Source organism: Clavibacter sp. CT19, assembly GCF_027858075.1.
Lineage (GTDB): Bacteria > Actinomycetota > Actinomycetes > Actinomycetales > Microbacteriaceae > Clavibacter > Clavibacter tessellarius_A.
Window position 1 is genome coordinate 66,839 of record NZ_JAQHYR010000003.1, and the last position, 22,856, is coordinate 89,694.

18 protein-coding genes are annotated in these 22,856 nt (G+C 72.8%); 7 read left to right on the top strand and 11 right to left on the bottom strand.

Going from position 1 to position 22,856, the window contains the following annotated elements; genetic code table 11:
* Positions 1-16: 16 nt before the first annotated feature.
* The 4 genes from PED38_RS04380 to PED38_RS04395 form a co-directional block, all read right to left on the bottom strand.
* Positions 17-937 carry a class I fructose-bisphosphate aldolase gene (locus PED38_RS04380; protein ID WP_442870652.1) on the bottom strand — a complete coding sequence of 307 codons (921 nt, stop codon included), beginning with the start codon at positions 935-937 and terminating at the stop codon, positions 17-19.
* A 17-nt stretch (positions 938-954) separates the two neighbouring features.
* Positions 955-1,950 (bottom strand): 5-dehydro-2-deoxygluconokinase, encoded by a 996-nt coding sequence (iolC, locus tag PED38_RS04385; RefSeq protein ID WP_270979976.1) that lies wholly within the window; start codon positions 1,948-1,950, stop codon positions 955-957.
* Positions 1,951-2,086: 136 nt separating this feature from the next.
* Positions 2,087-2,560: a hypothetical protein gene (locus tag PED38_RS04390; protein WP_063070202.1), complete on the bottom strand. Its 474-nt coding sequence runs from the start codon at positions 2,558-2,560 to the stop codon at positions 2,087-2,089.
* A 93-nt stretch (positions 2,561-2,653) separates the two neighbouring features.
* Complete coding sequence (locus PED38_RS04395) at positions 2,654-3,157, bottom strand: GNAT family N-acetyltransferase (RefSeq protein ID WP_063070201.1); 504 nt, start codon at positions 3,155-3,157, stop codon at positions 2,654-2,656.
* Positions 3,158-3,406: 249 nt separating this feature from the next.
* Between PED38_RS04395 and PED38_RS04400 the strand changes: the two genes are divergently transcribed.
* Together PED38_RS04400 and PED38_RS04405 are read left to right on the top strand one after the other, a co-directional pair.
* Positions 3,407-4,558 carry a hypothetical protein gene (locus PED38_RS04400; RefSeq protein WP_254654411.1) on the top strand — a complete coding sequence of 384 codons (1,152 nt, stop codon included), beginning with the start codon at positions 3,407-3,409 and terminating at the stop codon, positions 4,556-4,558.
* Positions 4,559-4,569: 11 nt separating this feature from the next.
* A complete protein-coding gene (locus tag PED38_RS04405; RefSeq protein ID WP_270979977.1) occupies positions 4,570-5,913 on the top strand; it encodes a DUF4041 domain-containing protein in 1,344 nt (447 codons plus the stop codon).
* A gap of 41 nt (positions 5,914-5,954) precedes the next feature.
* Here PED38_RS04405 and PED38_RS04410 read toward each other — a convergent pair whose 3' ends face one another.
* The 3 genes from PED38_RS04410 to PED38_RS04420 all read right to left on the bottom strand — a co-directional run bounded on the left by PED38_RS04410 (position 5,955) and on the right by PED38_RS04420 (position 12,539).
* Positions 5,955-6,485: a GNAT family N-acetyltransferase gene (locus PED38_RS04410; protein ID WP_270979978.1), complete on the bottom strand. Its 531-nt coding sequence runs from the start codon at positions 6,483-6,485 to the stop codon at positions 5,955-5,957.
* 96 nt (positions 6,486-6,581) lie between these two features.
* Entirely contained in the window at positions 6,582-8,954 is a 2,373-nt protein-coding gene (locus PED38_RS04415) for a DEAD/DEAH box helicase (protein ID WP_270979979.1), read from the bottom strand.
* Positions 8,955-9,272: 318 nt separating this feature from the next.
* Complete coding sequence (locus PED38_RS04420) at positions 9,273-12,539, bottom strand: efflux RND transporter permease subunit (protein WP_270980306.1); 3,267 nt, start codon at positions 12,537-12,539, stop codon at positions 9,273-9,275.
* A gap of 190 nt (positions 12,540-12,729) precedes the next feature.
* On the opposite strand from PED38_RS04420, the gene PED38_RS04425 reads away from it, so the two are divergent.
* Genes PED38_RS04425 through PED38_RS04435 form a run of 3 tightly spaced genes read left to right on the top strand, consistent with a single transcriptional unit; the run spans position 12,730 to position 13,849 of the window.
* Positions 12,730-13,128 carry a DUF2256 and DUF3253 domain-containing protein gene (locus PED38_RS04425; RefSeq protein ID WP_063070197.1) on the top strand — a complete coding sequence of 133 codons (399 nt, stop codon included), beginning with the start codon at positions 12,730-12,732 and terminating at the stop codon, positions 13,126-13,128.
* 17 nt (positions 13,129-13,145) lie between these two features.
* Entirely contained in the window at positions 13,146-13,544 is a 399-nt protein-coding gene (locus tag PED38_RS04430) for a hypothetical protein (protein ID WP_270979980.1), read from the top strand.
* A gap of 11 nt (positions 13,545-13,555) precedes the next feature.
* A complete protein-coding gene (locus PED38_RS04435) occupies positions 13,556-13,849 on the top strand; it encodes a hypothetical protein (RefSeq protein WP_063070195.1) in 294 nt (97 codons plus the stop codon).
* On the opposite strand, the gene PED38_RS04440 is transcribed toward PED38_RS04435, so the two are convergent.
* From PED38_RS04440 to yczR, 4 genes are all read right to left on the bottom strand, one after another.
* Positions 13,822-14,883: an FUSC family protein gene (locus PED38_RS04440; RefSeq protein ID WP_270979982.1), complete on the bottom strand. Its 1,062-nt coding sequence runs from the start codon at positions 14,881-14,883 to the stop codon at positions 13,822-13,824. The genes PED38_RS04435 and PED38_RS04440 overlap by 28 nt on opposite strands.
* Before the next feature lie 166 nt (positions 14,884-15,049).
* A complete protein-coding gene (glgX, locus tag PED38_RS04445; RefSeq protein ID WP_270979984.1) occupies positions 15,050-17,131 on the bottom strand; it encodes a glycogen debranching protein GlgX in 2,082 nt (693 codons plus the stop codon).
* A 112-nt stretch (positions 17,132-17,243) separates the two neighbouring features.
* The gene (locus PED38_RS04450; RefSeq protein WP_063070192.1) at positions 17,244-18,215 is read right to left on the bottom strand and encodes a trypsin-like serine peptidase; all 972 of its coding nucleotides are present in this window, start codon (positions 18,213-18,215) and stop codon (positions 17,244-17,246) included.
* A 160-nt stretch (positions 18,216-18,375) separates the two neighbouring features.
* Positions 18,376-19,824, bottom strand: a complete 1,449-nt coding sequence (gene yczR / locus PED38_RS04455; protein ID WP_063070191.1) for a MocR-like transcription factor YczR — start codon at positions 19,822-19,824, stop codon at positions 18,376-18,378.
* Between the two features lie 62 nt (positions 19,825-19,886).
* Between yczR and yczE the strand changes: the two genes are divergently transcribed.
* Together yczE and PED38_RS04465 are read left to right on the top strand one after the other, a co-directional pair.
* Positions 19,887-20,552, top strand: coding sequence for a membrane protein YczE (yczE, locus tag PED38_RS04460; RefSeq protein ID WP_063070190.1), 666 nt, complete (start codon positions 19,887-19,889; stop codon positions 20,550-20,552).
* A gap of 88 nt (positions 20,553-20,640) precedes the next feature.
* Positions 20,641-22,701 carry an APC family permease gene (locus PED38_RS04465; protein WP_063070189.1) on the top strand — a complete coding sequence of 687 codons (2,061 nt, stop codon included), beginning with the start codon at positions 20,641-20,643 and terminating at the stop codon, positions 22,699-22,701.
* Positions 22,702-22,856 lie beyond the last annotated feature (155 nt).

The following is a 22,856-nucleotide window of genomic DNA, read 5'->3' on the forward strand; positions in this document are numbered from 1 at the left end:
GGGTCGGTCTTCGGGGTCAGGAGCGGGCGCGGCCGTGCACGAGGGCGGCGGCCTGGTCGACCGCGCGGGCGACGTCACCGTCGGCCGGGTGGATCAGCGTGCGCCCGACGACGAGGCCGCGGACGCCGGGGAGGCCGAGCGCGTGCTCCCAGCCGGCCCAGGTGTCCTCGCTCGCGCCCTGCGGATCGCCGCCGAGCAGGAGCGTGGGCAGGGTGGTGGCGGCCATGACGCGGGCCATGTCGTCGACGACCGGCAGCTTCATCCACGTGCGGGCGGACGACGAGCCGAGGCCCGAGGCGATGGCGATGGACGTGATGACGGCGTCGGCCGACAGGTCGTTGACGATCCGGCCGTCCTGCCACGCGCTCAGGAAGGGCTCGAGCATGATCGGCAGGCCGGCGCGCACGGCGGCGTCGACGGCCCGGGCGTTGGCCTCGAGGGTCGCCGTGGTGCCCGCGTCGCCGAGGTTGACGCGCACGAGGGTCTTGGCGAAGTCGAGTCCGTCGCGCACGATCCCGTCCACGTCGTAGGCCGTGAAGCGGTCGTCCATCTCGAAGGTCGCGCCGCGGAGTCCGCCGCGGTTCATGGATCCGACCACGACCTTGTCGTCGAGGAGGCCGAGGAGCGCGAGGTCGTCGACGATGTCCGGGGTGCCGAGCACGCCGTCGACGCCGTCGCGGGTGAGGGCGGTGGCGAGGCCTTCCAGCAGGGCGTAGCGGTCGGCGAGCGCCATCGGGTCGTCGCCGACGCCGAGGGCGCCGCGCGCGGGGTGGTCGGCGGCGACGATGAGCAGGCGGCCGTCGTCGCGGATCAGCGGGCGGCGGATCCGGCCGGCGAGCGCGCGGGCGACGGCGGCGGGATCCGTGGCGCGCACGTCGCGGAGGGCGGCGAACGCGCCGGGCAGGTCACCGGCCCGGACGAGCTCGGCGGGCGTCATCGTCGCATCGACGGCGGTCATCGGATCCCCTCCAGCACGGCCTCGACCTCGGCCGTCGTGGGCATGGCGGTGGAGCACTCGCGGCGGGACGCCACGATCGCGCCCGCGACGTTGGCGAAGCGCAGGATCCGCTCCAGGTCCCACCCGGCGAGCAGCCCGTGCACGAGCGCGCCGCCGAAGCCGTCGCCCGCGCCGAGCCCGTTGACGACCTCGACCGGGTACGGCGGCACCTCCACCGTCTCCTCGCGGGTCTTCGCGAGCACGCCCTTCGGGCCCTGCTTCACGATGGCGAGCTCGACGCCGCGGTCGAGCAGCGCGTCGGCGGCCCGCAGCGGATCCGTCTCCCCCACCGCGATCTCGCACTCCTCGCGGTTGCCCACGGCGACCGTCACGTGCTCGAGCGCGCGGCCGACCTCGCGGGTCGCGTCCGCGGGCGACGACCAGAACATCGGCCGGTAGTCGAGGTCGAGCACGGTGAGCGGCCGGCGCGCGCGGGCGGCCCACGCGGCGTGGTGCGCGGATCGGCTCGGCTCCTCGCTGAGCCCGGTGACGGTGGACCAGTAGACGCGCGCGTCCCGGATCGCCGCCAGGTCGAGGGTCTCCGCCTCGATGCAGAGGTCGGGGGCCTTCGGCCGGCGGTAGAAGTAGAGGGGGAAGTCGTCGGGCGGGAAGATCTCGCAGAAGGTGACGGGCGTGGGCAGGTCGTCGACCGGGGGCACGAAGGCGGCGGAGACGCCGAGCCGCTCGAGCTCGCGGGTGACGTAGCGGCCGAACGGGTCGTCGCCCACGCGGGAGACGAGGGCGGCGGATCTGCCGTGCCGGGCCGCCGCGACGGCCACGTTCGCGGCACTCCCGCCGAGGTACTTGCCGAATGTCGCGACGTCCTCCAGGCCCATGCCGTCCTGGAGCGGGTAGAGGTCGACGCCGACGCGGCCGATGGTGATCACGTCGTGGATCGGGGTCGGGGCGGGGGCCGTGTTCTCGGCAGTGGCTGCGTTATCGGCAGTGCTCATGGCGGCGCTGCTTCCTCTCCGGCGGTGGAGGGCGGTGGTCGGGTGCTGCGGTCCGTCCAACGTAGCGCATGTTCTGACATAGGCACATGGGTCCGCGCGCCTACGGTCGTCATCCCGCCGCCGCCCGCGACCCGGGTCATCGGCCGCGCGTCATCCCGACCCCGAAGCCGGCGCCGAGCGCGAGGCCCACGACGACCAGGAGCCCGGGCACGGGGATCGCGGAGGAGGCGAGGCCACCGAGGAACGAGCCGCACAGCGCGGGCACCAGCTGGCCGAGGCCGCGGGAGATGGCACCGCCAGGTCCGCGGAAGGCCTCATCGACGCCGGCGAGCACGACGAGCAGTGCGACGAGCAACAGGGGGACGAGGATGCCGACGGGGACGGCCTGCGTCAGCGGCGTCACGAGGGCGATCACGACCACGAAGGCGGCGTAGGCGGCCGTGGACGCCATGGTCACTGCGACATGGAACCGGAAGCGACGGTGAGCCGGAGCGTGCGCCGGGAGTTCGCGCAGCACGGGGCGGGAGCCGCCGTGGCGGGCGTCGAGGTCGCCGACGATGCCGTCGCCGCCACCGCTCGCGGGGAGGTCATCGCGGCGGTCGTCGGTCACGGTGCGACTGTAGCCGGGCCGGCCTGCGGCCCGGCCCTCAGCGCACGACTCTCAGCGCACGACTCTCAGCGCACGACTCTCAGCGCACGACTCTCAGCGCACGACACCGTGGAGCGGCAGGTGCATCACGTGCAGGCCGACGAGCCCGTGCTCCGCGTGGTCGAACGCCTGCGGGACCGTGCCGACGATGCGGAAGCCGAGCGACTCCCACAGGTGCACGGCGGCGCGGTTCGTCTCCACGACCGCGTTGAACTGGATGGCCAGGTAGCCCTCGGCGCGCGCCCACGCGATCACGTGCTCGCCGAGCGCGCGGCCGATCCCGCGGCCCGCGTGCGCCGGATCCACGAGGAAGGACCCCGTGGCGACGTGCGCCCCGCGGCCGGGCCGGTTCGGGCCGGCCTTGGCGGATCCGAGGATCGCGCCGTCGTCGTCGACCGCCACGAACGTGCGGCCCGGCGCCTCCGCCATCCAGTTCGGCCGCGCCTCCTCCCGCGACTGCCCGGCGGGGAGCGCGTAGGTGCGGCCGGCGTCGACGATCGCCCGGTAGAAGGGGTGGATCAGGGGCCAGTCGGCATCCGTGGCGGGGCGGATCTGCATGCGGTCGAGGGTATCCGGGGGCCGGCGCCCGACTCGGGACATGCGGACACGATGGCACTGGCGGGTGGATACGTCCCTCGTTCTGGGACCCCGGGTGACACAGAATCGGCAGTTCCTCGCCCGTAGAATTCACGGGAGCAGATAGAGGTTGGCATGGCGCGTCGGCGCGGATTCTTTGCGGAAATGCAGCATCAGGCGCGCCTCGCGGAGCAACGGCAACGCGCGGCCATGCGTCAACACGAAGCTCACGTGCGATCCCTGGAACGCGCACGCAAGGCGTCTGCACGAGCGCAGGCCGCCGCCGCTCGTGCGTCCGAAGCCGATCGCAAGCGCCTCGAGAAGGAAGCCTCTGCTGCCCATGTCGAATTCATGCAGGTGCGCGCCGAGCACATGAACGACGACCTCGCCGCCCGATACGCAGAGCTGGACGGGTTGCTCACCGCGACCCTGGATCGGGATGACCACGTCGACCTCGAGGAGTTGCGCGTCGTCGCGGAGCGTCCGCCCTTCCCACGCCCCGAACTGCGCGATCCCATCCCGTACCCCACGCCCATCCCCGACCCGCCTCTTCCCGTCCAGCATGAACCGGAGCCGCCGACCGGCCTCTTCGGGAAGAAGCGCAAGATCGAGGAGGCGCAAGCCGCGGTGGATGCGCAGTACGCCACCGATTACTACGCCTGGCAGGCCGCGACGGAGGCGCTTCCTCGCCTCCGCGCCGAGCAACACGCGCTGCACGCTGCGGCAGAGGAGGCTCGACAGCGCCAGCTGGCTGACGTCGAGAACGCTCACGCCCTCCTCATCGCCGAGAACGAAGCCGACGCAGCCGCACAGAACGCCGAGTTGGACGCGCTCATCTCCGGCCTCGCGTACGGGACGGTCGATGCCGTCGAGGAATATGTCGGCATCGTGCTCGCGAACTCCGTCTATCCGGAGTGGTTCGAGGTGTCGCACGGTGCGGACTTCGATCCCGCGACGGCCGAGCTCAATCTCCGCGTGACCATTCCGGGCCCTGACCTGGTCCCGGCCATCAAGGGATACCGGTACGTCAAGGCGTCCGACGAGATCTCTCCCTCACCGTCCACGCAGAAGGACACGAGGGACCGTTACGCCAAGGCCGTCCATGATGTCGCGTTGCGCAGCCTGCACGAGGTCTTCGAGGCCGACCGCCGCGGGCTCATCCGTGGCGTATCGCTGGAGCTGGGCACCGAGACCATCAACCCCGCCACGGGACGAGACATCTACGTCCGCTTCGTCGCTGTCGCGACGACACGAGAGCGATTCGCGGAACTCGACCTCTCGGCGGTGGTTCCCAGCGCCACGCTCGACTATCTGAATGCGGTCGTCTCGAAGAACCCCCTGGCCTTGATCGGCGTCGAGGCGGACGGCGTGCGACGGGCATGACGTCGGGAGGAATGACGTTCAACCCACCTCCCGGCTGGCCGCGCCCGCCTGCGACCTGGACGCCTCCTGCCGGATGGACGCCGGACCCCTCCTGGCCGCCTGCTCCTCGAGGGTGGGTCCTCTGGCTCGATGCCGATCCGGATGCTCATCAAGCGCCGGCCGGGACCGACGAGGGCACCCCGTCGCCGCCTGCGTCCACGGAGGCGTCCTCTGCGAATCCCGACGACGACCGCGACACACGCCTGCAGGCGCTGGAAGCGGAGAACGCGCGGTTGCGCGAGAGGCTCGCGGGCGGAGAATCCGAGGACCTCATCGACCTCGATGATGCACGTGTCCTGCAAGCCGTCGGCATCTACCGCTTCCATCACCCGCTCGAAACCGCGGCTGCGTACAAGGACAGGCTGACGGACGTCGAGTCGCGGATCGCGGATGTGGTGCGCGACGATCGGGCGATAGAGAAGTCCGAGATGTTCACGTTCAACAACTCGCTGGCGCAGGGACGGCGCATGACGACCGACCTGGCCCGTCTCATGCTCCGTGCCTACAACGCGGAAGCCGACAACGCGCTCAGGACCCTGCGTGCAGGAAACGCGCTGACGGCGACGCGCCGGCTCGAAGCATCGCGTGTCGCGATCGCGAAGCTCGGGAAGCTGATGGAGATGCGCATCAGCGACGCGTTCCATTCCCTCCGGGTGGAGGAGATCGAGCTGACCGCCGACTGGCTCATGAAGAAGCAGGTGGAGCGCGAGGAGGCGCGTGAAGAGCGGGCTCGCCTGAGGGAAGAGCAGCGCGTGCAGAAGGAGCTCGACGAGGAGCGCGCGCGGCTCGACAAGGAGCGCGCGCATCTGCTCACCGCGCTCAGTGTCCTCACGTCCCAGGGACAGACGGATGCGGACCTGCTCGCTCGCCTCGCGGCCGTCGAGGGCGCCATCGCGGACAACGACTTCCGAGCGGCGAACATCCGCGCGGGTTACGTCTACGTCATCTCCAACGAGGGCGCATTCGGACCGGGCGTGGTGAAGATCGGACTGACGCGCCGCCTGAAGCCCGCCGAGCGCATCAGCGAGCTCAGCGGCGCATCCGTGCCTTTCCGCTTCGACGTGCACACCCTCTTCTTCTCCGAGGATGCCGTCACGTTGGAGAACGAGCTGCACCGGCACTTCGCCGCCCGCGCCCTCAATCAGGCGAACTCACGCAAGGAGTTCTTCTTCGCGACGCCGAGCGAGGTGCGTGAGGTGCTGCTCAGCAAGGTGGGCAATCTGCTCGAATTCTCCGATGCCGCGGAGGCGATCGAGTTCAGGCAATCCGTCGCCTCGTGGCCGACAGCATCCCGTGGTCGGCACGCCGTCTCCTGATCTCGTGCCGGCGGCGTACGGCGGGTCGCACTGATCCCGGCTCAGGCGGGCGCGTCGTCCGCCAGCCGCTGGAACATCACGTGGTCCTGCCACTCCCCCGCGATGCGGAGGTAGCGCGGCGCGAGGCCGTACCGCGTGAAGCCCGTGCGCGCCAGCACCCGCTGCGATGCGGCATTGCGCACCAGCGTCTCGGCCTGCACGCGGTGGAGGTTGAGATCGTCGAAGGCGAGGGTGACCGCAGCCGCGACGGCGGAGGTCGCGAGCCCGCGGCCGGTGCGATCCGCCGCGAGCCAGTACCCCATCGCGCACGACTCCCAGGCGCCGCGGACGATGCCCGTCAGGCTGATGCGACCGGCGACGGATCCGTCGTCGTCGAGGATCGCGAGCGGCACGCCCAACCCGAGCGCGTGCTGCGCGAGCGCCGCCTCGACGTCGGCGCGCTGGCCGGCGGGCGTGTCGTGCTCAGCGGGCCGGATCGGCTCCCACGGCGCGAGGTGCGCGCGGCTCCGCAGGCGCAGCTCGGACAGGGCGGGGGCGTCGTCGGGCGTCAGCAGTCGGATCCGGTCGGGCACGGCACCGAGGATGCCAGACCGCCGTGCCGCCCCGCGCACGACGACGGCCGCCCCACCCGCTGAGGGGTGGGACGGCCGTCGGGTCGTGCGTGGTCGCTAGACGCGCGCGAGGTCGGCGATGACGCGGTCCCCGGCGGCGGCCATGACCGTCGTCGCCTTGATCTCGGCGCGACCCAGGAGGTCGTCCATGCGACGGCGGCGGGCCTTCGTGATCAGCGTCACGACGGTGCCCTGCTTGCCCGCGCGGCCCGTGCGGCCGGCGCGGTGGAGGTAGCTCTTGTACTCGTCCGGCGCGTCGGCCTGGATGACCAGCCCGATGTCGTCCACGTGGATGCCGCGGGCGGCGACGTCGGTCGCCACGAGCACGCGGACCTTGCCGCTCGTGAGGAGCTGCAGGTTGCGCGTGCGGCGGGCCTGGTTGAGGTCGCCGTGCAGCGACGTGGCCGGGATGCCGGCGTCCTCGAGCTGATCGGCGAGCTGCTCGGCGAACGCGCGGGTGCGGGCGAAGATCAGCGTCTTGCCCTCGCCGCTCGAGAGCTGCTCGATGATCGCGGCCTTGTCGCGCTGCTCGATGAGGAGCACGCGGTGGTCGATGGTCGACGACGCCTGGTCCTCGCCCGCGACCTCGTGGACGCTGGGCGACGGCAGGAACTCATTGACGAGCGTCGCGACGCCCTTGTCGAGCGTGGCGGAGAAGAGCAGGCGCTGGCCGTCCTTCTTCACCTGGCGGAGGATCCGCTGCACGGGCTCGAGGAAGCCGAGGTCGCACATGTGGTCGGCCTCGTCGAGGACGGTGACGACGATCTCGGAGAGGTCGAGGCGGCCCTGGTCGATGAGGTCCTCGAGGCGGCCGGGGGTCGCGATGAGGATGTCGACGCCGCGCTGCAGCGCACCGACCTGCTTGAACTGCGGCACGCCACCGAAGATCGTGGTGGTGAACAGGCCCACCGAGCGGGCGATGGGCTGCACCGTGCGGTCGATCTGCATGGCGAGCTCGCGCGTCGGGGCGAGGATCAGCGCGCGGGGCTTGCGGCCCATCTTGCGGTTCTTCGCGCCGTCGTTCTCGAGCAGGCGCTCCACGAGGGGCGCGCCGAACGCGATGGTCTTGCCGGATCCGGTGCGGCCGCGGCCGAGCACGTCGCGACCCGCGAGCACGTCGGGGATCGTGGCGGCCTGGATCGGGAACGGGCTGGACGCGCCCAGCTCCTCGAGCACGCGGACGATGTTCTGGCCGAGGCCGAGCGCGGCGAAGGTCACGCCGTCGACGTCCTTGGCCGTGGTGGCCTGCGCCTCGAGGCGCTCGAGCACGACGTCCTCGGACGGCGCGTGGCGCGGGGCGCCCTCCTTGCTCGGGTAGAAGTCGCTGTCGCGCTTGGGGCGCGCGTCGTCGTAGGACGGGCGCTCGCTGCGCTGGGGCCGGTCGCCGTAGGAGGGACGCTCGGAGCGCTGCGGGCGGTCGCCGTACGACGGGCGCTCGGATCGCTCGGGGCGGTCGCCGTAGGACGGACGCTCCGTGCGAGCCGGGCGGGAGTCGTTGTACGACGGACGCTCGGTGCGGGCCGCACGGTCGTTGTACGCGGGACGCTCCGTGCGAGCGTTCCGGTCGTTGTACGCGGGACGCTCCGTGCGAGCGTTCCGGTCGTTGTACGCGGGACGCTCCGTGCGAGCGTTCCGGTCGTTGTACGCGGGACGCTCCGTGCGGGCCGGACGGGAGTCGTTGTAGGACGGACGCTCGGTGCGGGCCGGACGGTCGTTGTACGACGGACGCTCGCTGCGCTGGGCGCGGTCGCCGTAGGAGGGACGCTCGGCGCGGTCGTCGTACGCGGGACGCTCGGAACGAGCCGGACGGTCGTTGTACGCGGGGCGCTCCGTGCGAGCGCTCCGGTCGTTGTACGCGGGACGCTCCGTGCGGGCGTTCCGGTCGTTGTACGACGGACGCTCCGACCGCTGCGGCCGGTCGTTCCCGTAGGACGGGCGGTCGTTGCGCGGCGCGCGGTCGTTGTACGCGGGACGCTCGGAGCGCTCGCCGCCGCGGGCGGGACGCTCGTTGCCGTACGACGGACGCTCGGAGCGCTGTCCGCGCTCGGCGCCGTACGAGGGACGCTCACTGCGCTGGCCGCGGTCGGCGCCGCCGCCGTACGAGGGACGCTCGCCGCGCTGCGGGCGGGCGTCGCCGCGCTCGGGGCGCTGGCCGGCGCGGTTGGGGCGGTCGCCGTACGCGGGACGCTCGCCGCGACCGGCGGGGCGCTCGGCGCGGGGCTCCCAGTTGGGGCGGTCGGCGCCGCGTGCGGGACGGGCGGCGCCGCCGCGCTGGGGGCGGTCGTCCTGGCCGGAGCGCTGGGCGCGCTCGTCGGCGTTCCAGCGCTGCTTCTTGGGCGCGGGATCGGAGTTGTAGCCGCGGTGGTTCGGGCTGCGGGATCCCGCCGGGGCGCGCTTGGCGCCGCGCGGGGAGTCGTTGTTGTAGGGCATGAGGGATTCCTCGTTCTGCTCGGATGCATGACAATGCGCATGTGCGAAGCAGCGCGCTACAGGATCAGGGTGCGCAGAGCTGCTCTCAACCCGGGCAGTCGTCGACCGGGGGCCGTGTCATCGCGTGACGTACCCCTCTGCGGAACGAGAGGGGGAAACCGGCCCACCTGACTGACAAATCCATCCGCCCGGATGGATGGTCCGGTAGCGGTGTCAAGAGCCGACTGGAGAACACTACCGGACGCCGGCCGCTGGCACCAGGGCAGCGCCCCGCCCGGGCGCGCCGTGCGGCGCCCCCGGGCGGGGTCGGGAGCCGGATCAGCTCGCCGTGCCGCCCTCGGTCGTCGCCGCGGATCCACCGACCGGCAGCCCGCGCTCGCCGCGCCTGCGCTCGCCCCGTGCCCGGATCCTGAGCCCCGCCCGCTCCACGAGCGAGTACAGCGACGGAAGCACGACGAGCGTCAGCACGGTCGACGACAGCAGGCCGCCGATCACGACGATCGCGAGCGGCTGCGAGATGAACCCGCCGTGCCCGGTGAGGCCGATCGCGAGCGGCAGCAGCGCGAAGATCGTCGCGAGCGCCGTCATGAGGATGGGCCGCAGCCTCCGCGACGCGCCCTGCAGGATCGCCTCCCGGAGCTCGAGCCCGCGCGTCCGGTACTGGTTCACGAGGTCGATGAGCACGATCGCGTTCGTCACCACGATGCCGACGAGCATCAGCAGGCCGATGATCGACGCGACGCCCAGCGGGATCCCCGTCACCACCTGCAGCAGCACCGCGCCGGTCGCCGCGAACGGCACCGAGACGAGCAGCACGAGCGGCTGGATGAGGCTCCGGAACGTCGCCACCATGATGATGTAGACGATCAGGATCGCCGCCAGCACCGCGAGCCCGAGCTGCCCGAACGCGTTCGACTGCTGCGACGCGACGCCGCCGAGCGACGCCTGCGCGCCGGCCGGCAGCTGCACGTCGGCGACGGCCCGCGACACCTCGGACGAGGCGAAGCCCACGTCGTCGCTGCCCGGCGTCGCGCTCACGGTGGCGCTGCGGAAGCCGCCCGTGGTCGTCACGGTCGCGGGCCCGTCGGTGACCTCGACGGTCGCGAGGTCGCTGAGCGGCACGAGGCCGCGCGCGGTGGGGATCCGGAAGTCGCGCAGCCCCTGCAGGCTCTGCGCGGCGTCCGGGTCCTGGATGTAGATGGACAGCGTCTTCTCGTCGATCACGACCTGCCCGACCGAGGCCGGCAGCCGGCTCGCGGTGACGATGCCGCCCACGGCCTGCTCGCTGAGCCCGGCCGCCGCGGCCTTGGCCCGGTCCACGTTCACGGCGATGAACGGCTGCGTCTCCGAGAGGTTGCTCGTGGCCTGCTCGATGGAGGGCAGGTCCTTCACGGCCGCGAGGATCGCGTCGGCGGACGCCTTGAGGTCGTCCGCGTCGTTCGCGGTGATCTGCACCGCGATGTCGCTCGACGAGAACCCGCCGGAGGCCGCCGCGAGCGACACGTCGCCCACGTCGGTGAGGCCGTCGACCGCGGAGCGCACGCGCTCGCGGATGGCGTCCTGGTCGGCGTCCGAGTCGGTCGTGAGCGCGAACGTGATCCCGCCGCCGCCGCTGAACGCCGCCGTCAGCGACGTGCTGTCCGAGCCGATCGAGGTCTGCACGGTGTCGACGCCCTCGACGCCGATGAGCGCCTGCTCCACCTTCGTGGCGGCGGTGTCCTGCGCCTCGAGGCTCGTGTCGCTCGGCAGCTCCTGCGAGACGGTCAGCGTGTTCTGCCCGCTGTCGCCGAGGAAGTTGGTCTTCATGCTCGGGATGAGCGCGACCGTGCCGCCGAGCACGAGGATCGCGAGCACCAGCGTGACCGCGGAGTGCTTGAGCGTCCAGGCGAGGATCGGCAGGTAGCCGCGCTGGAGGCGCGTGGGCGCGCCCATCCCCTCGCCCTCGTCGTGCGCGGCGTGGGATCCGCGGGCCGGCCGGTCGGCGAGCTCGCGGTCGTCGACGGGTCCGGCGATCGCGGCGTGGGCTCCCGTGCGGGCGGCGCCCTCCACGGCGGAGGTCGATGCGGATGCGGCGGCGGCCGCCTTGCGGCGCGCCCGGCGCGACTCCCCCTCCGGCCGCAGGAACCAGTACGCGAGCACCGGCACGATGGTCAGCGCGACGAACAGCGACGCGGCGAGCGCGATCGTCACCGTGAGTGCGAAGGGCCGGAACAGCTCGCCCGTGATGTCGCCCACGAGCGCGATCGGCAGGAACACCGCGACGGTCGTGGCGGTCGACGCCGTGACCGCGCCCGCGACCTCCTTCACGGCGGCGCGGATCGCCTCGAGCCGGTCGGGCGTGAAGGAGAGGTGCCGCTTGATGTTCTCGATCACCACGATCGAGTCGTCCACCACGCGCCCGACCGCGATCGTGAGCGCGCCGAGCGTGATGATGTTGAGCGTGTAGCCCGAGGCGAGCATGCCGAGGAAGGTGATGAGCACCGACGCCGGGATGGAGATCGCGGTGACGATGGTCGACCGGATCGACAGCAGGAACACGAGGATCACGAGCACGGCGAACACGAGGCCGAGCAGGCCCTCCGTGGTGAGGCTCGAGATCGACTGCTCGATGAAGGGCGCCTGGTCGAACACGACCGTGAACTCCGTGCCGTTCCCCAGGTCCTGTGACAGCTGCGGCAGGAGCTCCGTGACGAGGTGCGACACGTCGACCGTGTTGCCCGCCGGCGTCTTCGTGACGGCGATGGTGAGCGACGGCTGGCCGTCGACGCGCGAGATGCCGGTGGTCGGATCCTGGCCGAGCTCCACCGTGGCGATGTCGCCGATCGTGAGCGCGCGGCCGCCCGTCGCACCCAGCAGCGGCAGCGCGGCGAGGTCCTGGGCGGATCCGAGGCGCGTGCCCGACTGCACGGACAGCGTGGTGCCGTCCTCCGTCACCGAGCCCGCGGGCAGGAGCTTCCCGTTGGCGTCGAGCGCGTCGCGGATGGCCTGGTTCGAGAGGCCCTCGGCCTGCACCTTCGCGGGATCCGGCGTGATGACCACGCGCTGCCCGACCGTGCCGAGGAGGCTCGCGTCGCGCACGCCGTCGAGCTTGCGGATGTCCGACAGGGTCGAGCGCTCGAGCGCGGCCGTGAGGTCCTGCGGGCTGAGGTCGCTCGTCACCGCGATCTGGATGACCGGCAGGTCGTCGATGCTGCCCGCGATGACCACGGGGTCGATCCCGTCGGGCAGCGTGGTGCGGATCCGGTTGATGGCCTGGTCGATCTTCTGCTCGGCCGTCGCCAGGTCGGTGCCGTACGTGAACGACGCCGAGATGACCGAGGAGTCGGTGCGCGAGGTCGCGGTGGAGGACTCGAGGCCCGGCACCGCCTGGATCGCGCGCTCGATGGGCGTCGACACGTCGGTGTCCACGACCGCGGGCGATGCGCCCGGGTACGCCGTGACCACCGCGAGCTGCGGGAACGACACCGACGGGATGAGCTCCTGCTTGAGCGTCGTCAGCGCGATGCCGCCGAAGACCCCGATGACGATCGTGACGAGCGCGATCAGCGCCCGGTTGCGGAGGCTGAAGACGGAGAGGAGATGCAGGGGGTGCTCCTTGTGCGATGCGGGCCGCGGGGGCGGCGGTCGCTCGGACCGCTGATCGCCCGCACCGGGAACCCGCCCCGTCGTGAGGAGTATCGCATCCGCGACCGGGAGATCCCCCGTTCGCGACGGGTTTTCGAACGCGAGGCGCCGCGCTCGGCCGATGCCCGGCCGCACGGAGCATGCTGGGGGGATGGCGCACCGGGCATCGACGACCAGGGACGCGGTCCCCGAGCCCAAGACCTGCGCCTCGTGCGGTCGCACCATCGAGTGGCGCAGGAAGTGGGAGCGCGACTGGGACCAGGTGCGCTTCTGCAGCGACGCGTGCCGGCGCCGCGGGGTGTCCGACGTCGACGCCGCGCTCGAGCGGCGGATCCTCGACCTCCTCGCGCACCGCGCCGGCGGCGCCACCATCTGCCCCTCCGAGGCGGCCCGGGCCGAGTCGCCCGACGACTGGCGCGACCTGATGGAACCCGCCCGCCGCGCCGCCCGGCGGCTCGTGGACGCGGGCGAGGTCGAGATCACCCAGAAGGGCTCGGTCGTCGATCCCTCCACCGCCCGTGGGCCCATCCGCATCCGCCGTCGGCGCTGACCAGGCACACTAGGGGGATGCATCGACCGACCCTCACCGTCCTGGCCGCCGTCGCGAGCGCGGCGCTCCTGTCCGGATGCGGGGCCAGCGCGCAGTTCACGGCGCCCACGACCGAGATCTACGCGACCACGGCGGACGCCCAGACCGCCATCGGCACGGCGCTGCCGACGTGGATCCCGGCCGACGGCACCCTCATCCGCACCAAGTCCGAGGCGAAGGCCGGCAGCATCGTCTCCGTGCAGACCGGGCAGGCCGCGCCCGCACCCGGCGGCTGCACCGACCTGCAGATGTCGACCATCGAGGACACCTGGTGGCCGCCGAAGATCGACCCGGCCACCGTCACCTGCGCCGGCGGCTGGAACGTCTTCGGCGCGAACGGCCACCTGTACGGGTGGAGCACCACGGTCCTCCCCTAGGCCGCCGCACCATGTCCGCCCCGGCCGCACGCCCGTCACGACCCCGTGACCGCCTGCTGCTCACCGGCGCCGTGCTCTGCTTCGTCATCCTCGCGGCGGCGGCTCCGACGGCGCTCGCCGCCCTCTTCGAGAGCGCGGTCCTCGTCGACCGGCTCCCGCAGCCGGACCTCGGCACGCCGACGTCGCCGGAATACGAGGCCCTCGTCCGCCGCGCCGTCCTCGCCGGCGCGGTCGCCGCGCTCGCGCTGACCGGCGGGATCGTCTGCCTCCTCCGCCGCTACGCGGTGCCGGCTGCGCGCCGCTGACGCCCGGCGGCGAGCGCCCGCAGGACCAGGATCACGGCCACCCCGACGGCCGCGCCCACGAGCGTGTCGACCACCCGGTCCGTCACGAGCGGCAGCACGGGCAGCGTCCGGCCGAGGCCGCCCATCACGAGCGCGAGCGGGGTGATGAAGACGAGCGCCAGCCCGTAGTGCCGCCCCACCGCGAGCTCGGCCGCGAACTGGCAGGCCACGGCCACCGCGATCACGGCGGGCGCCGGCAGGTGCAGCGCGAGGATGCCCGAGGCCACCACCGCGCCGGCCAGCGTCCCGAGCACCCGGTGCGCCACGCGCGTGAACGACAGCGGCCCGCGCACCACAGGCAGTACGGCCACCAGGGTCACGACCGCCCAGTAGTGGTGGCCGAGCCCGAGCGCCACGGCGATCCCGCCCGCCACCAGCGCGCCGACGACGTTGGCGGCCACCGCGGTCCACGCGGCGGGGTCGCGGTGCACGGCGGCGTCGCGCACGGGTATCCGCGGCAGCGCGCGGAAGCGGTGGGCGTGCGCCTCGGGCGCCCAGCGGCGGAGCAGCCAACCCGACATGCAGACGCCGGCGGAGAACGCGATCGCGGCCACGGCTGTCACGAGCGCGTCGCGCGCCTGCGCCGGATCCACCGGCACGGCCGCGCACACCACCAGCCCGAAGACGGGGAACAGCGGATGCGGCGGCACCAGGCTCATCGCCGTCGAGACGAGCGACGCCCCGCCGAGCACGACGACGAGGCCCGCCGCCTCGAGCGCGAGGGGCGCGTCGGCGAGCGACAGGACGACGCCCGTGGCGATGGCGACGAGCATCATCGCGGCCCCGGCGCCCACGCTCGCGAGCCGCAACCGGTACCGCTCGTTCCGGCCGTACAACCCGGTGAAGGCGCCGAAGGACGCGTAGAGCGCGAGATCGAGCCGGCCGATCGCGAGGAGCACCAGGAGCGGCACGAGGAGGCCGACGCTCGCGCGCATCGCCGCCTCGAGGTCGAGCGTGCGGGTGGACGACGGCCGTGGGGCGGGCGATGCGGGCACGCGGCCATCCGATCTCCCCGGGAGAGGAAACGGGGCAGTCCACGGTACGCCCCTCGCGCGCGCGTCCCCGACGCGCGCCGCCCGCGCGCCCCGGTCCGGACGCGACGACGCGCCCCCGGTCTCCCGGGGGCGCGTGGTCGATCGGCCCGTCGTGCGGGCGGGGCGGCTAGGAGCGCGCGGCCCGCAGCACCGTGAAGGAGCGGTCGCGCACGAGGATGCTGGTCGCGTCCTCGTCCGTGTTCTGCTCCGAGTCGGACGATATGGCGAGGTGCCACGAGACGCCGAGCCCGGAGGGCAGCTGGAACTCGACCGGGCCCTCGGCCGCGTTGAACGCGACGAAGAACGCGTCGCTGTCACGGCCCTTCATGATCACGCCGATGCTGAACGCGTTCGGGTCCGTCCAGTCCTCCGGGTTCAGGGTCTGCCCGTCGGCGCGGATGAAGCGCACGGCCTCCTCGGCGCCCTCGACGTCGTCGCCGCGGAACCAGATGGGGCGCAGCGCCCGGTTGCCGCGGCGCAGGCGGATGAGCTTCCGCGTGAAGTCCTGCAGCTCGCGGTCCGCGTTCTCCCAGTCGAACCAGGAGATCTCGTTGTCCTGGCAGTAGGCGTTGTTGTTGCCGCCCTGCGTGCGCGCGATCTCGTCGCCGCCGAGCACCATCGGGATGCCCGAGGAGAGCAGCAGCGTGCCGAGCATGTTGCGGCGCTGGCGGTCCCGGATCGCGTTCACCTCGGCATCGTCGGTCGGGCCCTCCACGCCGGCGTTGGAGGAGCGGTTGTCGCTCTCGCCGTCGTTGTTGTCCTCGCCGTTGGCCTCGTTGTGCTTCGCGTCGTACGACGTGAGGTCGGCGAGCGTGAAGCCGTCGTGCGCCGTGATGAAGTTCACGCTGCACAGCGGCGAGCGGCGGCCGGACTCGTACACGTCGGGGCTGCCGGTGATCCGCTGGGCCAGCGCGCCGAGCACGTTCTGCCCGCTGTGCCAGAAGTCGCGCACGTCGTCGCGGAACTTCCCGTTCCACTCCGACCAGTCCGCGGGGAAGCCGCCGACCTGGTAGCCCGCGGTGTCCCACGGCTCCGCGATCATCTTCACGGGCGCGAGCACCGGGTCCTGGTGGATCAGGGTGAGGAACGCGCTGTGCAGCTCCGCGTCGCCGTCCTGGCGCGTGAGCGTCGTGGCGAGATCGAAGCGGAAGCCGTCGACGTGCATCTCCTCGACCCAGTAGCGGAGCGAGTCCATGATCAGCGCGAGCGCCGCCGGGTGCCCGACGTTGAGGCTGTTGCCCGTGCCGGTGGTGTCGAAGTACGACGCCTCGTCGCCCTCCACGAGCCGGTAGTAGGAGGCGTTGTCGATGCCCTTGAGCGACAGCGACGGGCCCATGTGGTTGCCCTCGGCGGTGTGGTTGTAGACCACGTCGAGGATGACCTCGAGGCCCGCGGCGTGCAGGGCCTTGACCATCTCCTTGAACTCGACGACCTGCTGCCCGCCGTCGCCCGCGGAGCTGTAGTCGGAGTAGGGCGCGAGGAAGCCGATGGAGTTGTAGCCCCAGTAGTTGCGGAGTCCCTTCTCCTCCAGGTGCGAGTCCTGCATGAAGTGGTGCACCGGCAGGAGCTCGACGCTCGTGATGCCGAGGTCGGTGAGGTACTCGATGGCCGACGGGTGCGCGAGGCCCGCGTACGTGCCGCGGATCTCCTCGGGCACCGACTCCATCCGCTCGGTGAAGCCCTTGACGTGGACCTCGTAGACGACGGTCTCGTCCGACGCCGTGCGCGGGGCCTCGTCGTCCTCCCAGTCGAAGCGGCGGTCCGCCACGACGGAGCGGGGCATGGAGGCGGCGGAGTCGGCCTCGTTCATGACGGACGGATCGTCGAAGGTGTGCGCGAAGACGTCCTCGCCCCAGGTGGGGTGCCCCTCGATCGCGATGGCGTACGGGTCGAGCAGGAGCTTCGCGGGGTTGTGGCGGAGGCCGCGGGACGGGTCCCACTCGCCGTGCACGCGGAGGCCGTAGCGGGTGCCGATGCCGGCGCCCTCGACGAGGCCGTGGAAGACGTGGCCGGTGCGCTCGGAGAGGCGCGTGCGGGTCTCGGTGCCGGACTCGTCGAACACGCAGACCTCGACGGCCTCCGCGGTCTCGGAGTACACGGCGACGTTGAGGCCGCTGGGCAGTCCGCCGTCGCGGGCCACGACGGTGGCGCCGAGCGGGTACGGACGGCTGATGTAGGAGCGGCTGATGGGAGGCAGGTCGATGGTCACGGCTTCAGTATGCTCGTGCCCGCCCAACCCGTTCGTGCACGAAGGGGATTACCCAGACAGCGGTCCGAGACCGGCGCTCGGCGGCTACGGCGGACCGCTGCCCGGGCATCCACTACCGCCCCTGGAGGGAGGAGAAGGCGCACTGCGCCTCGGCGCCCCACGTGGCGAGGAGCACGCCGCGGCCTGCGGAGGGACGCGCGACGACGGAGCGCTGCTCGCCGGCCGCCGTGATCACCGGGGATCCGGCCGCGCCCTTCCCGAGCGCGCACGGCAGGGACGTCTGGCCGCCCGTGTCGTGCTGGGGACGGCCGGCGCACGCCTCGAGCGCGGCCGTGGCGGATCCGGCGGCCGGGTACCCGAGGATCGCGAGGCGCGGCGCCTCCCCGGTCGCCGGCACGAGGGGCGTCCCGAACACGGGCTCGGCCGCGCCGACCTGGGCCGCGAGCACCTCGCCCGCGGGCCCGCTGACGCGCGCGAAGCCGGCGTCGTCGGAGGCGCGGCCCGTCGTGGTCCACGAGGAGGAGACGGCCGCGACGCGCACCGGCCAGATGCCGTGGGGCGCCGTGGCGCCCTGGGCTCCGGGGATGAAGGTGGCCAGCGTGGTCGCGGCACCGGTGCGCCGGTCGACGAGGCAGTGGGCGGCGGTCGCGATCGCGTCGCCCTCCGGGGTGTCGACCACGCTCGCGGTGCAGGCGTGGTTCCGCCCGCCCGACACGTAGAAGAGGACGCCGACGAACGGCTGGTCGGGGTGCGGGACCGGGGTGGAGGCCGCGGCGTTCCCGTCCTCCGACGTGGACAGGGCGGAGGCCGAGGCCGAGGCGGACCCGGCGGCGGTCGGCGAATCGGCCGCGAGGGCGGCGGCACGGGCGGCGGGCGTCCAGTGCGTGGCGGCAGCGGCCTGATCGACGGATGCGGGGACGACGACGGACCCGTCGGCGACGGGCGCGGCGGACGCCGACGACGGCACGGCGAGACCGGCGGCGGCGAGCCCGCCGGCGAGCGCCAGCGCGGCGAACGCGTGACGGGGTCGGCCGGCGGCCGCCGACGGGGTCGAGACGGGGGTGGATCGCGGACGGATGCGCATGAGTTGTTCCTCCAGGATCGGTCGGCTGGCGACCCTCCGCCGGGGCCCGTCGAGACGGGACATCGGGACGAACGCCGCTCGCGGGAGGTCGCACGGATGCCGGAACGCTACCGCGGGCCGCACCCGCGCCATCGGCCGCCTCCCCAGGGCGGTCGGCTCCTCATACGAGGATCGAGCGGTCCTCCACGTCGCGCCCGAGCCCTGCGACGGGGGCGAGGCCGCGCCACGCCTCGTCGAGGATGTCGAGCGCGCGGTCGGTGGCGGCGGGCGGGGACGTGATGGGGATCCGGAGGAACCGCTCGAACGCGCCGTCGTGCCCGAACCGGCTCCCGCCCGTGATCGACAGGCCGCGCGCCCGGGCGGCGAGCGCCAGCTCCGTGCTCACGGGCGCTCCGATCCCGACCCACACCGCCAATCCGCCGTCGACGTGCGGCACCTCCCAGCCGGGGAAGCGCCGCGCGAGCTCGGCCTCGACGTGGTCCCGCGTCTCGCGGAGGCGCGCGCGGCGCTCGGCGAGGATCCCGTCCATGCCGCCCAGCACCTCCGCCACCACGAGCTGCTCGAGCACGGGCGTGCCGAGGTCGCGGGCCGAGCGCGCGCGGGCCAGCTCCCGGAGGAGCGGCCGGCCGGCGCGGATCCAACCCACGCGGAGCCCACCCCACACCGTCTTGCCCACCGACCCCACGAGCACGACGGCGCCCGGCGACCCGTGGACGGCCAGCGGCGGATGCGCCTCCGCCCGGTCGATGTCGAGCTCGGCCGTGGTCTCGTCCGCCACGACCGTCACGCCGTGCGCCTCGGCGAGCGCCACGACCCGCGCGCGCTGGCCCTCCGGCATCGTGCGGCCCGTCGGGTTGTGGAAGTCGGGCATGAGGTAGGCGAGCGCGGGACGGGTGCGGCGGATCGTCTGCTCGAGCACGTCCTCGTCCCAGCCGTGGGCGCCGACGCCCGCCCCGACGAGGCGCGCGCCCGCGTCGCGCAGGGCCTGGATCGCGTGCGGGTAGCTCGGCTGCTCGACGAGCGCCCGGTCGCCGCGGTGCAGCAGCACGGACGCCAGGAGCCCGATCGCGTGCTGCGCGCCGACGGTGACGAGCACGTCGTCGGCCTCGGTCGGCAGGCCGCGGGCTCGGTAGCGGGCGGCGATCGCCTCGCGCAGCTCGGGCAGCCCATCCACGTCGTAGCCGTGCCCGTCGAGGTGCGCGGGGAGCCGGGCCGCCGCGCGCATGGCGGCCTCGGCGAGACCGGGCGCGGCGGGCACGGCTGCGCGGCTCATGTCGGCGACCTCGCGCCCCTCCCCCCGGGCGTCGGGCGCGCGTCGCGGGATCCGCGTCACGCTGCCGGAGCCGCGCCGGCTCGCCAGGTGGCCGGTCCCGCGGAGCGCCGCGTAGGCCGCCGCGACGGTCGTGCGGCTGAGCCCGAGCGACGCGGCGAGCTCGCGCTCCGCGGGCAGGCGCGCCCCCACGGGCACGCGGCCGTCGAGCACGAGGCGGCGGATCCCGTCGGCGAGCGCCTGGTAGGCCGGGCTGCCGGGCCGGGTCCACTCCCCCAGCAGCGCGGTGAGGGCGGTCGGGCCGAGCACGGCGGAGGGCGCGGATCCAGAGCGGGTCATGAGGCCACAGCCTGGCGATTGGCACCTTGTCCCGCAACCGGCGACGCGATTGGATCTCCCTCATGCTCCGTCGCTCAGTCCAGTTCGCCGTCGGCATCTTCCTCTACGGCTTCGCCATCGGCATGATGCTCCAGGCCGCCGTCGGCGTCTCGCCGTGGGACGTCCTCAGCCAGGGCGTGACGCTGCGCACGGGCCTCCCCTTCGGGCTGGTCACGAACATCATCGGCGCGCTCGTGCTCCTGCTCTGGATCCCCATTCGCCAGCGCCCGGGCTGGGGCACCGTCCTCAACGTCCTCTTCGTCGGCTACAGCGCGCAGTTCGCGCTCGCGGTGGTGCCGGCCGTCGACAGCCTCGGGTTCCGCATCCCCCTCTTCGCCGCGGGACTCGTCCTGCTCGGCATCGCGACCGGCCTCTACATCGGCGCGCACTTCGGGCCGGGCCCGCGCGACGGGCTGATGACGGGGATCCACCGCCGCACGGGCTGGCCGGTGTGGCGCGTGCGCGTCGGCATCGAGCTCGTCGTGCTCCTGATCGGCTGGGCGCTCGGCGGCGACGTGGGCCTCGGCACGCTCGCGTTCGCGCTCCTGATCGGCCCGATCGTCCAGCGCACGCTCCCCCTGTTCGACCTCCCCGTCCCCGTCCGCGAGCGGCGTCGGCGACGCGGCGACGCCGCCCCCGCCGACCCGGCTGGCACCCTCTCGACGGGACCCGTCACGACGGCCGGCTAGTCCGCACGGCGACGCGGATCCAGCGGCCTCACGGCCCGCTCCCCGCTCCGTCGCGTCCCGGGCGCGTCGCCATGTATCGTGGCCGCTCGTGACTCCGGACCCCCAGGCTCCCGAGAGCAGTCCCGCCAAACGGCTGCTCATCGGCGAGAAGCTCGCCAGCGACAAGCTCGAGGGCCAGCTGCTCCCCAAGCACCTGGCGCTCCCCATCTTCGCGAGCGACCCGCTCAGCTCGGTGGCCTACGCGCCGCAGGAGCTGCTCCTCATCCTCACGCTGGGCGGCCTCGCGTTCCTCAGCTTCGCGCCCTGGGTGGCGGCCTGCGTCGTGATCCTGCTGGTCGTCGTGGTGCTCAGCTACCGCCAGCTCATCAAGGCCTACCCGTCCGGCGGCGGCGACTACGAGGTCGCGCACAAGAACCTCGGCGAGAAGGCCGGCCTCGTCGTCGCGTCGGCGCTCCTCGTGGACTACATCCTCACGGTGGCGGTGTCGGTGGCCTCCGGGGTCGACAACATCATCAGCGCGGTCCCCGAGATCGCGCCGTTCCGCGTCGAGATCGCGGTCTTCTTCGTCGCGCTCCTCGCGGCCGTGAACCTCCGCGGCGTGCGCGAGTCGAGCAAGGCCTTCGCCGTGCCGACGTACCTCTTCATCGGCAGCGTCGGCGTCATGATCGTGGTGGGCCTCGTCCGCACCGCGCTCGGCGACCCGCCCGTCGCCGAGTCCGCGGCCTACACGGTCGACACCCCGACCCTGTCGCAGGTCGCGTTCATCCTCCTGCTGCTCCGCGCGTTCTCGAGCGGCTGCTCGGCGCTCACCGGCGTCGAGGCCATCTCCAACGGCGTGCCCGCGTTCCGCACCCCCAAGGTGAAGAACGCGCAGGCCACCCTCGTGATCATGGGCGGCACCGCCATCGTCCTGTTCGTGGGCCTCACCACCCTCGCGCTCATCGCCCGCGTGCACTACGGCGAGCACCCGTGCGACCTCCAGGGCTGGGCCGAGTGCGCCACCGAGCCGCAGAAGAGCCTCATGGCCCAGGTCGCGGCGGCCACGTTCGGCGGCGGCAGCGTGATGTTCTACCTGCTGCAGGCCACGACCGCGGCGGTGCTCCTCCTCGCGGCCAACACCGCGTTCAACGGCTTCCCGCTGCTCGGCTCCGTGCTCGCGAAGGACGCCTACGCGCCCAAGTCGCTCCTCACGCGCGGCGACCGCCTCGTCTACAGCAACGGCATGCTGCTGCTGGCGCTCGGCGCGACGCTCATCCTCGTCGTCTACCAGGCGAACCTCACGCAGCTCATCCAGCTCTACATCATCGGCGTCTTCGTCTCGTTCACCCTCGGGCAGACGGGCATGGTCGTGCACTGGACCCGCATGCTCCGCGAGGGCTGCGCGAACCGCGGCGAGGTGATCCGCGGCCTCGCCATCAACGCGTTCGGCGCGCTGCTCACCGCGCTCGTGCTCATCGTCGTCACGATCACCAAGTTCACGCACGGCGCCTGGCTCGTCTTCGCGATCATGCCGGTGCTGTTCCTCCTCATGCTCGGCGTCAACCGCTACTACCGCGACGTCGAGAAGGAGATCGAGGTCGACCCCGTCACGGTCTTCGGCTCCACGGGCGACCACGCGGTGGTGCTGGTCGGGCGGATGCAGAAGCCGGTGCTCAAGGCCCTCGACTACGCCATCGCCGCGAACCACGACAGCATCGAGGCGGTGCACGTGTCCGTCGACGACGAGGCGACGACGCTCCTCGAGCGGCAGTGGGTCGAGATGGAGATCGAGATGCCGCTGCGCATCGTCGCCTCGCCGTACCGGGACATCAGCTTCCCGCTCATCAAGTACCTGAAGTCGCGTCGCGCGGATCACGGCAGCGAGATCATCACGGTCTACACGCCCGTCTACATCGTCGGCCACTGGTGGGAGACGCTGCTGCACAACCACAAGGCCCGGCGGATCCGCCAGAAGCTGCTCCTCGTGCACGGCGTGACGCTCGCCCTCGTGCCGTGGCTGCTCGACTCGTCCGAGATCATCTACGGCCGCCGCTCTCGGCCCGTCCCCGGACAGGACCGTCGCGGGGAGCCCGTGCGCCCGGTCAGCCGCCGGCCCGGGCCGCCGCCGCCCACGCCCGTGAAGCACACGAGCGGTCGCGAGACGCCGTAGCGCAACGCAGGCGCATGCTCGCGCGTGCAAATCATTAGGGCGCTAGCTTTCTGGGGCAAGCCCCTATGCACTTCCCCCTCTCCCGGAGTTCTGTGGCAGACAGCAGGGCCCGAGCCCTGCGGCAGCTCGAACCCCACGAGAACCGAGAGGGAACC